12 protein-coding genes and 1 pseudogene are annotated in these 9,092 nt (G+C 37.6%); 2 read left to right on the top strand and 11 right to left on the bottom strand.

The genetic code is table 11. From position 1 onward, the window contains the following. The 4 genes from VQ00_RS15225 to VQ00_RS15210 form a co-directional block, all read right to left on the bottom strand. On the bottom strand, window positions 1-383 hold a 383-nt coding region (locus tag VQ00_RS15225), incomplete at its 3' end, for a hypothetical protein (protein ID WP_046180984.1). Window positions 384-626: 243 nt separating this feature from the next. Next, a complete protein-coding gene (locus VQ00_RS15220) occupies window positions 627-1,238 on the bottom strand; it encodes a hypothetical protein (protein ID WP_046180983.1) in 612 nt (203 codons plus the stop codon). 262 nt (window positions 1,239-1,500) lie between these two features. Continuing rightward, entirely contained in the window at window positions 1,501-2,148 is a 648-nt protein-coding gene (locus VQ00_RS15215) for a ParB N-terminal domain-containing protein (RefSeq protein ID WP_046180982.1), read from the bottom strand. A 60-nt stretch (window positions 2,149-2,208) separates the two neighbouring features. Beyond that, window positions 2,209-2,727 (bottom strand): MerR family transcriptional regulator, encoded by a 519-nt coding sequence (locus VQ00_RS15210; protein WP_052728597.1) that lies wholly within the window; start codon window positions 2,725-2,727, stop codon window positions 2,209-2,211. Window positions 2,728-3,012: 285 nt separating this feature from the next. Between VQ00_RS15210 and VQ00_RS15205 the strand changes: the two genes are divergently transcribed. Beyond that, entirely contained in the window at window positions 3,013-3,657 is a 645-nt protein-coding gene (locus tag VQ00_RS15205) for a DUF3221 domain-containing protein (RefSeq protein WP_046180981.1), read from the top strand. A 17-nt stretch (window positions 3,658-3,674) separates the two neighbouring features. Next, window positions 3,675-3,839, top strand: a complete 165-nt coding sequence (locus VQ00_RS19540; protein WP_425388392.1) for a hypothetical protein — start codon at window positions 3,675-3,677, stop codon at window positions 3,837-3,839. Window positions 3,840-4,303: 464 nt separating this feature from the next. On the opposite strand, the gene VQ00_RS15200 is transcribed toward VQ00_RS19540, so the two are convergent. The 7 genes and pseudogenes from VQ00_RS15200 to VQ00_RS18965 all read right to left on the bottom strand — a co-directional run. Continuing rightward, complete coding sequence (locus VQ00_RS15200) at window positions 4,304-4,720, bottom strand: hypothetical protein (protein WP_046180980.1); 417 nt, start codon at window positions 4,718-4,720, stop codon at window positions 4,304-4,306. Between the two features lie 406 nt (window positions 4,721-5,126). Then, on the bottom strand, window positions 5,127-6,110 hold the full coding sequence (locus VQ00_RS15190) for a helix-turn-helix domain-containing protein (protein WP_052728594.1): 984 nt from the start codon (window positions 6,108-6,110) through the stop codon (window positions 5,127-5,129). Window positions 6,111-6,432: 322 nt separating this feature from the next. Beyond that, on the bottom strand, window positions 6,433-6,843 hold the full coding sequence (locus tag VQ00_RS15185) for a DUF4275 family protein (RefSeq protein WP_046180978.1): 411 nt from the start codon (window positions 6,841-6,843) through the stop codon (window positions 6,433-6,435). Between the two features lie 24 nt (window positions 6,844-6,867). Further along, entirely contained in the window at window positions 6,868-7,431 is a 564-nt protein-coding gene (locus tag VQ00_RS15180; protein ID WP_046180977.1) for a site-specific integrase, read from the bottom strand. A gap of 24 nt (window positions 7,432-7,455) precedes the next feature. Next, complete coding sequence (locus tag VQ00_RS18920; RefSeq protein WP_172645589.1) at window positions 7,456-7,623, bottom strand: hypothetical protein; 168 nt, start codon at window positions 7,621-7,623, stop codon at window positions 7,456-7,458. 217 nt (window positions 7,624-7,840) lie between these two features. Beyond that, window positions 7,841-8,617: a class I SAM-dependent methyltransferase gene (locus VQ00_RS15175; RefSeq protein WP_046180976.1), complete on the bottom strand. Its 777-nt coding sequence runs from the start codon at window positions 8,615-8,617 to the stop codon at window positions 7,841-7,843. 256 nt (window positions 8,618-8,873) lie between these two features. Continuing rightward, window positions 8,874-9,092 (bottom strand): annotated as a pseudogene (locus VQ00_RS18965) (hypothetical protein); the annotation flags it as partial.

The raw sequence follows: 9,092 nt of genomic DNA, 5'->3' as shown, positions 1-9,092 counted from the left end.
CATACAACGATTTCACCTGCTGTTCCCATTGTAATGAACCAGGGGAAAATTTCCTGGAATTGCTTTTCATTTTGAATCTCTGTAACCGCCACAGTTAGTTGCGGGCTTTGGAACAAGTATTTGTAATAAACATTTGCTTCCTCGCAATCTTTTTCATACTCTTCTTTCCAAGAAGAAAGTATTTCAGAACAAAAGTAAATAGGATATGCTTTAATGTTTTTCATCCATAAACGCACGAAGTTTTCATCACACTCAGGAAGATAAAAGCCACTTAAATCAAAGACATAATTTGCAGTTCCTTCGATAGCAAACGGAAAATGACCGCCGGCAGCGGGTTTGTTGCTAAAATAATGTTTCGGAAAATAACCTATTTCAATATCCATATTTTTTCACCCTTTTCTTAAATCTTAATACACCTTTAAGCAGCAAGCATTTAACTGTCATTCCATGTGACAAACCAGCTTTTTCAGATGTCACACCGTATGCCAAACAGCCTTTTTTAAGTGGCACACGGTGTGACAAAATCAAAATTTCGTGATATCACGAAGTATGTATACGGCATGAATAATAAAAGAGCCAATGAACGCTTGAACTAGAGTTTTCACCAAATCACCTCTATTAGAAAATCAATCAGACCAATAAAATACGGCATCAAAAATAGTATATTCCTCGCCAAAATCTGGCATGGTTAACATTGTTGGAATGTCTGCTTTGAATGGCAGAGGCTGTGCGAGATAGGCCTGGTCGCCTATCAAATAGCCTGATTCATGTAGTCTGTTTTCAATTTCCTTAACCATAGATTCAAATCTTTCTGGGACTTGATTGATTGTGTCTACTCCTAAAGAACTCATTCCGCTATACATTTCCTTGCCGTCCTCTTCTTGAATATATTTAAGAGGGGTTCCCATCCCAAAGACTGCAAGAGGCGCTACTCGGCTTACGTACACCACTATTCCTTCCATATCTAGCGAAATAACAGCATCTTCTTCATAATAACTTTTACTTAATATTGCACTGCCATCTTTTTTAAAGCAAAAAAATTCTACAAACGAAGCATAGCCGCTTCCATAATGATCAAACTCTCCTTCACAAATAAGTTGATCCGATTTATTCAATTGATCAAATAGACGACGAACATTTTTTTCAATTTCCTCTTCACTATTTAACTGATCCGGAAAAACATTGTATAGAGGTTTTCCCTTGATCATTTTGCGAAGCTCTCTTTTTTTAAATTCCATATTTATTTCTCCATTTTATCTGATTGAATTTTAAGAACTTAAGCAAATTGCCGTTCTGGTTTTTATTAATGCTGCAAACTTTAAACTGTCACGCCGAGTGACAAAAGGCTTTTTTAGGTGTCATTCCGTGTGACAAATAGGCTTTTTTTAGTGTCACACAGTGTGACAAAATCAAAATTTTGCGATATCACGAAAACACTAGGCTCTGCCTAGTCTAACACTGGAAGTGATAGCACGTTTTCCTTATGCTCTTTCTTGCTATTTAGCTATCCACGCTTATTTTTTCGTACATGACAGGCACCATTTTCATTCCCATCTTTTCAGCCACAATATAACGTTTGTATCCATCTGTGAGCACCTTGGTTTCCCGATTAATCGTAATCGGCTCATCCAAAATCCCGGACTGTTTTACATGGTCGATCACCAGCTGTGTCTTATACGGATTCGGCTGATACTTCAAAAATTCTTCTGGCACCTTGATCTGCTCTAGCTCCATAAAGTCTTCGGTGCCCTCCGGTGCTTTTGGCTGCTCTTCTGCTTTCACTTCTTCTTTTTTCTCTGGTTCTTTTGCGGGCTTTTTCTCTGCCTTCACTTCTTCTTTTTGTTTTTCTGAAATCACAGAAACCTGAAAGCACGTGACACCGATCTCGCCCGGACAGTCATCCACGGGAACGTCCAGTGTAGGTTCTCCCTGTACCATAATCTTCTGATTTTGAATGTTTTCTTCTGTTAATCCGGCTTTTTTTAACTGCTTCTGGTTAATAAAAACGGTATAGGTAATCGTGGAGCTTTTCGGGAGACCTTTCGGGGCTGCTGGAGAGCCCTTTTCCTCCATATCGAATGTACAGAAATCCTTTTTCAACCGTAATGTACTTACCGGCTTGCCTGTTAGTGTGATTTTATGTGCCATTTTTCTTCTCCCCTTTTTCCTGCCGAATGAATTTCTTTGCTTCTTGTGCTTCATGTTCATTCAAGGTCTTTTCAACAAACGCTGGAATAATGTTCGAGAGTTTTTTCGATCTTCTGTGGACTTCGCGAGACTTTCTAACAGCAGTTGATCCCGCTTCTCCAGGGATTCTTTTATGTATGTATCTTGTTGATCTAATCGTTGAATCAGGGCCTGTTTAAATAAATCATCTTCTTTTGATTTCGCGAGTAATTCTTGAACCATATCTTGAAGAAGATCTACTTTTTTTTCTAGTTCTGATTGAACAGCAGGTGATTCCATTTTTATTTCGTTGCCGTTTAACCACTGCAGCACCATCTTATAACTCCAGTTTTGTTCCTGGATCTTCTTCTTTATGTCTATGAATAACTCAATGTCATCCTGACTGTATCTCCGGTGATTCCCTTTCGTGCGTTGTATGTTCAAATTGAATTCTTTCTCATAAAGACGAAGCAAATCAATACTTAATCCAGTCAAACGCGAGGTCTCTTTAGTTGTGTACGTGTTGTCATTTCGTTCTTTTTCTTCCAGGATTTTTTCCATGATTGCTACCTCCATATTTTAAAACCTAGAACGGGTAAAATCATTGATTTTTAAGGGTAAAACACGATACTAGAACTAGAACTTTCGAGGTTTTTTTCTAGATTTTAACCTTGAACTTAATTCTAGGTTATTGTCATAGTTCCTTCAAGTATACAGGGTTTATATTTGAATTTTACACATATATTTAAATTCAAATTAAATCGCTTTTTAGGCGAACTTTTGATTAGCCTCACTTACTGCCTTTATCCAATTACTGGTACAATAAGTAAGAGAGGTGACTATGTAATGAAAAAATATTTGCTGATTTCTATCTGTTTAGCAATATTCTTTTTATTAGAAGCATGTTCAAATGAAAAAAATACTGTCTCTACTACTACAGATACTCAAATGCTTGAGCAATTTCAAGGATACGTTGTAGAAAAAGGAACAACCGATGATGGAAGAGAAAAAGTCTTGGTTGTAGCAGGTATTACTCCCAAATATGCGGTAGAAGCAAGCTATGAAGATGTAGCTAAGAGTGAAAATCATGACAATATTGTTTGGTTCGTCAATGATGAAAATTTCTTCAAAGATATTGTAAAGGGAGAAAGAGTGAACGTTTGGTGGGACCCTGAAAAACCTATCACTGCACCTTCCATTCTTACATTAGGGGCTGAAAAAGTGGAAGTGCTAATAAAATTAGAGGAATCCACTTCAACAAATGAGACCCGCACCGAAGAGGGAAATCCCCACACACAAGCAAAAGATTCTGATTCAAAACTTACAGAAAAAGCTTCTGTGCAAGAACGTTCGCAATCGAAAAATGGTATTACTATTAAAACTGAAAAAGCACAGTATCCATCATTAGTTGAGAACATTAACGTTACTCTTCAAAATGATAGTAATAAAGAATACAGAACAGGTCCTCATATCTTCCTTGAAAAAAAGTAGAAGGTACATGGTATGAAGTGCCATTGAAGGAGGACACTTTAACCCTAGAAGAGGTACTTCATCGGCCAGGAACCTCATCATCACTGCCCCTTAAAGTTACTGACCTAGATTATAAAATGACTCCGGGTAAATATCGGGTTACTCTCGGTGAGCTTGCTGCTCCATTTGAAATTGTAGAATGAGAAAGAACCGGATTAGGTTCTTTTTCTTTTTGGTTACGGTGAAAGGTGGATCTTAACTTTCTGTTATTAAGCTGGCCAAATTAAAATTCAACTGCATTATGTCTTTAAAGTGAATTTCTTTGGTTTTAGATTTATACAAACAAAAAACACCTGAAACCATCCAGGCGCTTCCTCTCGAATCGCATTAAAAGTAAGTCGCCATACTCAGGGCTGTACTTTCTAAAATAAAGATGTACAAAAAACAATTAGAATAAAGGTCACAATGATAATCAACAATTTATATCTGAAAGACATGTCTTTTTGGGATTGACCATATTTATTCAGCAAAAAGAGTGAAAGTAAATTTACAATAAGTAATGCAAAAAACCTGGATAGCTCACTTTGAAAATAGTTAGCAGATAGAATAATTAAGGGCCAAAAAATTAAACAATGAATAAAAAATCTTATATAGATCACGGAAGAGTTTACACACCTTTCACAAAAACGGCTTTTGTAAATAACAAAATTGATACTCTGTTTCTTGACAGTTTTTTATTTCTGTCCGGCTTTTTTAAAAATATATCTTCATTTTCATCAAAACCTTCTGGCATCCAATAAGAAGCAGGCAACCCACTTTCTTCAAAATGTTTCCATAGGTAATGAATAGCTTCTTCCCAATTCTGAAACATCTTATAAGGATAGGGAAGCTTTCCTTCATCCTTCCATACAGCCCAATTCCCACTTGGAAGTTCCGCTGCATACCATCCGACATCTCCCTCTAAATGATGAATAAAAAAGCGATTTTCGTCAACTGATTTCCAGTCCTCATACCCTAACATTTTTGCAAATTCATCATACTGTTTAAAAAAAAGCGAATGAAAAAACTTTTTAACTAATCTCATGTTTAGACTCCTTTCTTTTCCTGCTTACTAATTGAGCTGGAAAAACTAAGTTTTGGATGCATTTAGTCTTTAAAGCAAGAAAGAGCATAAGGAAACCGTGACCCCACTTCCCGTGTGGTACTAGGCAGAGCCTAGTGTTTTCGTGGGTACGCGAAATTTCCGTTTTGGCAAACTTTTTGACACTTGAAACAGGGTCACTGTCAAATTTTTTGACAGCAAATTCAGCCATTTGGCAAACTTTTTGACACCTGAAATAACACGGCATCGTTCAAAAAAGAGCGCAAAAGAACAGCATTTGCTAGAAAAAGACACCGTTCTTTTCAGAAGCAGACACAATGGCTGCCTGCATTTTTCGACTTTCCTGCAGACGGGTTTTTTCTTTTTTCTAGCAACGGTTTTGATTTATTCAGTAGGGAAGTTCCTCGATCAAATAATCCAGTTTCCGTTCGTCCTTCGCCATTAATTCCTGAATTTCCGTGCGCCAATTTTTCGTACTGCCTGCTGATTCTTCTTCCTGTTCTTCAAGCCAGTTAAAGATAGACGGGTGGCTAGAAAAAGTCTCCTGGCGCTTCTGGTATGTAAACATTTTGAGCAAGGTTCCGTAGAAATAGCCTTTAAAATCCTTCCGGATCTTTCGGTGTTTCAGTGTATAAACAGACTGTTTCAGTGCGTCAATGACTAATTCCGTGTACTGTTCCAATTCATGCAGCAAATCAAACTGGCGATAGACAAGGGCTGCTTTTTTCCAAAGATCATGGATCTCTTCTGCATCATCAAAGAAAGGCTTCGCTGTTTTCACAAATTCACCGGGTACATTCTTCGGTGTAAAAGAGGAATTTAGACGATCCTGCTTACGTAAGGTCTTTAAAAGATTTTTATTAAAAGATAAATACTTGGTAGGAACATTTTTTGGCTGTTCTTCCTTACTCTCATAAGGCTTTTCAGCAGTTTCGTTTTGGCAATCGTTCTGGAAATCACGTAAATCCAGCATGTTTTCCCAATACTTGTAGTACGGATGCGCCGTGAATAAATGGACGGGTGCCGTCCGGCAGTTTTGCGTGCTAGAACGGCGATACACGGTGGAGATCACTCCAGCTTCCCGTAATATCTTCAACACATTTCGGACCGTTTTGGTCGACACCTCGTATCGATCAGACAGGTATTCGTCTTTCGCAAATACAAAGCCACGCTCCGATGCAAACCAGCACAGCATATCAATCGCTTTGCGTGTGCCTTCCTTCAAGCGCCAGTAGCGTTCGCCATACGCTGCTTCGACCTCTTTTAAAAGCTGTAGTTTTAGAGATTGCTGCTGCTCGTGATTCTCTGCGTATACCTTGTAGCTGATCATTTTTTTGAATTCGTCTGTGGTTACGATTCTGCTGACTGTCATGGTCCTGTCTCCTTTTCGGAAAACAAAAAGACGCCTTTACCGTATAAAATCGGTAAACACGTCTTTTGCATGACTGTAAAAGAAAGACTTTCCCCTTGAAACTTACGTTTAAATGCCGTAAAATACAGGCATCAATGTAATGTAAAAGGGTGAAAGCAAGTGTTTACCGTGGTTAGGACACGGTGGACGGTTATAGAGGATTGCAGTCCTACTATAACGCGCTTTTGCCTTTTTGCTTTTTCCGCTCGATTTAATTGACTCTATTTATAGCAAACTTTCTAAATTTATACAAGTCATCTTACGAACTATCAAGCTAATTTCCCTACGTTATTTGAAGAAAATAAGGTCCGCAGTCGCTTTCGTGCGTCATGATAAATGTCCATTTAAAATTCCAATCCATTACATAAAGGTCACCATAATACATGTGATTACGAATATACGGCAATTCATCAACTGTAAGCATTTTTGCATCATTAAGCAGATAAGCTTCATTTATGAATTGATAAAAGATTGTGCATTTAGTTTTTGATTGTTTTTTAAAGGCTGCTATTGCTTCTTCTTTTTCAAGGCAATTTGCCTTTTCCCAGCTACACAAATGCCACAAAAATCCGTCCATCCCTATTAATTTTTGTTCTTCATTTGTAAGATGTTTTGCAAAATACTGGCGCCATTGCCCGCGTAAATAGTCTCCCCATTTAGGTATTTCCACAACTTTTAATTCTTTATGTCTCAATGCTCTGCTCCTTAATTCTTATTTTTAAAGAGAAAAAGAATCCAATGCTTGATCTACCATATCATCATTAATTCCAATATACCGAAGCGTGACAGATGGTGCTGAATGGCCAAAAATTTGCTGCAACATCGCCACGTCCTTTGTCTGCTGGTAAAAGTGATACCCAAACGTTTTACGCATTGTATGAGTACCAATGGCTCCTGTGATGCCACAGGCCCGTGCAGCCCCGTTAACGACCCTCCAAGCGTTTTCTCGCCCGATTGGACCTTTGCCCTTTCGGGAAGGAAACAGAAGGTCAGAATCGGCCATCTGGCGCGTATATTTCTCGATTTCCTGTTTTAATGCGCCAGTCATGCGAATTTTCCGGATCTTCCCCGTTTTTTTCTCCTTCACACGCAAATGATCGGTATTTCGGACATCCATCACGCGAAGAGACACGATGTCACTAATGCGCAGCCCCGAATTAATGCCAAAGGTAAACAAAAAGTAATCTCGGTACGACTGGTGAAGCAGATACCCCTTTATCGCTCTAATTTGTTCTGGATCACGGATCGGATCGACCGTGTTTTGCCCTTGTCTGGCAGCCATAAAAATCCCTCTTTTCAGATATAATTACTCCTTTTCTATTTCTGCTTCACTTATTAACGCACAAAGATAGCCAACTATGTATTCTCTTCTTGTTATCTCTTCAATATCGTTATTTTCCACAAGGTTATCTATCCCCTTATTAATAATTTCCCATAAAGCAGTACTTTCAAATTTTTCGTATGGGTGTGACATTATAATTTATACCTCCGTTCCGATTTGTTATGTTGAATTTAATATAACATATATATTTAATATGTTGCATTTAAAGAGTGGCAGCCAAACAAAAACAGGCTTAATGCCTTGATAATCAAGGGATTAAGCCTGTTTTCTTGTCTATAGTTGAATGCAACATAATATCATTTATGTTGCATTAATTCAGGATGAAAAGACTTAAGTCTCCTCCTCATTTTTATTCTTTTACTCCAATTACTCGAATTCTCTTGTAATCAGCTATCCAGTTTCCATTTTTACGTAATCTGTCTTTTAGATTCTTCTCAACGTTTGTCACTATGTAGTCTTTCCTTTCCTCACTAATACCTACAAACATAGGACTTCCGAACATTTCAATCCAATTTCTTAATCCGTTCTCTCCGTCCAATGGTGTTGGTCTATCATAGTGTTGCGCAAACGTCACTTTAAATCCTATCTTCTCCATCAAAGACGTATATTGTCCAATGCTTGGATAATACCAAGGGAATTGTTCGTCTTCATATTCAAATCCTGCCTGTTTAATTTGAGTTATGATTTCGTCCGTTATAATTTGAACATTTCCTTTACCACCGAATTCTGCAATAAATCTTCCACCCTGTTTTAGACTCTTATAAATACACTCCAATGCTTGTTCAGGAGGTTTTACCCAATGCAGTGTGGCATTGGAGAATACCGCATCAAACATATTTTTATATACTAACTCTGTCGCATCTTGAACGGCAAACTCAATATCTGGGTACTTGCTCATTGCCTGTTCAACCATATTTTCAGACTTATCTATCCCTACAACATCCACTTCAGAATCATATAGTTTCTTCGCCAAGTCCCCTGTTCCACAGCCAAGATCAAGAATCTTTTCTCCTTTTCTTGGATCTAATAGTTCAACCAAGCTATCTCCATACTTTGAAACAAATGAATGCTTTACATCATATAAATTTGCATCCCAACTATCCTTTACAGTTTGAACTTTTTCCATCTCTACTCTCTCCTTTTTCAACGATTACAGTCTCATACTAATCTGTATAATTCTGTTAACTTGATTATAACGGAAAGAATAAATAATAACCATTAATTAAAAAACGGAAAATTGATAACAAACTGTTATTAGAGCTAAGCAAAGAAATATAATTTATTCTTTTTCAATTGGACGTCCTGTAGCCAATAAGCAAATACAACATAATAGCATTTATGTTGTATTCATTTTCAACATTAGAGAATCTTTCATATAATGTTCATTCATAATCCCAGTGAGTTGGATTTATAAAGTCTGGAAGCGTCCCACATATCTTTTCATAAGTAGAGAATTGTGGGTTATTTGAGAGAACGGCAATACTGGTTCCATCATAGCCGATCCAAAAGATATTTGTATCCCGATCTATTTTCACTATTATTGTTTCTGTGATTTTTCCTTCCCAACCTCCTGTCCATTCTCTTTGTTCCACACTAAACAC

It is taken from the genome of Domibacillus tundrae (assembly GCF_000970675.1).
GTDB classification, from domain to species: Bacteria; Bacillota; Bacilli; order Bacillales; family Domibacillaceae; genus Domibacillus; species Domibacillus tundrae.
This window is presented reverse-complemented; position numbering and strand designations above follow the sequence as displayed.

Coding starts and splice junctions, on each gene's coding strand:
- VQ00_RS15220 (WP_046180983.1), bottom strand. CDS start 1,238: ATGGAATTTAAAAAAAGAGAGCTTCGCAAAATGATCAAGGGAAAACCT.
- VQ00_RS15215 (WP_046180982.1), bottom strand. CDS start 2,148: ATGGCACATAAAATCACACTAACAGGCAAGCCGGTAAGTACATTACGG.
- VQ00_RS15210 (WP_052728597.1), bottom strand. CDS start 2,727: ATGGAAAAAATCCTGGAAGAAAAAGAACGAAATGACAACACGTACACA.
- VQ00_RS15205 (WP_046180981.1), top strand. CDS start 3,013: ATGAAAAAATATTTGCTGATTTCTATCTGTTTAGCAATATTCTTTTTA.
- VQ00_RS15200 (WP_046180980.1), bottom strand. CDS start 4,720: ATGAGATTAGTTAAAAAGTTTTTTCATTCGCTTTTTTTTAAACAGTAT.
- VQ00_RS15190 (WP_052728594.1), bottom strand. CDS start 6,110: ATGACAGTCAGCAGAATCGTAACCACAGACGAATTCAAAAAAATGATC.
- VQ00_RS15180 (WP_046180977.1), bottom strand. CDS start 7,431: ATGGCTGCCAGACAAGGGCAAAACACGGTCGATCCGATCCGTGATCCA.
- VQ00_RS18920 (WP_172645589.1), bottom strand. CDS start 7,623: ATGTCACACCCATACGAAAAATTTGAAAGTACTGCTTTATGGGAAATT.
- VQ00_RS15175 (WP_046180976.1), bottom strand. CDS start 8,617: ATGGAAAAAGTTCAAACTGTAAAGGATAGTTGGGATGCAAATTTATAT.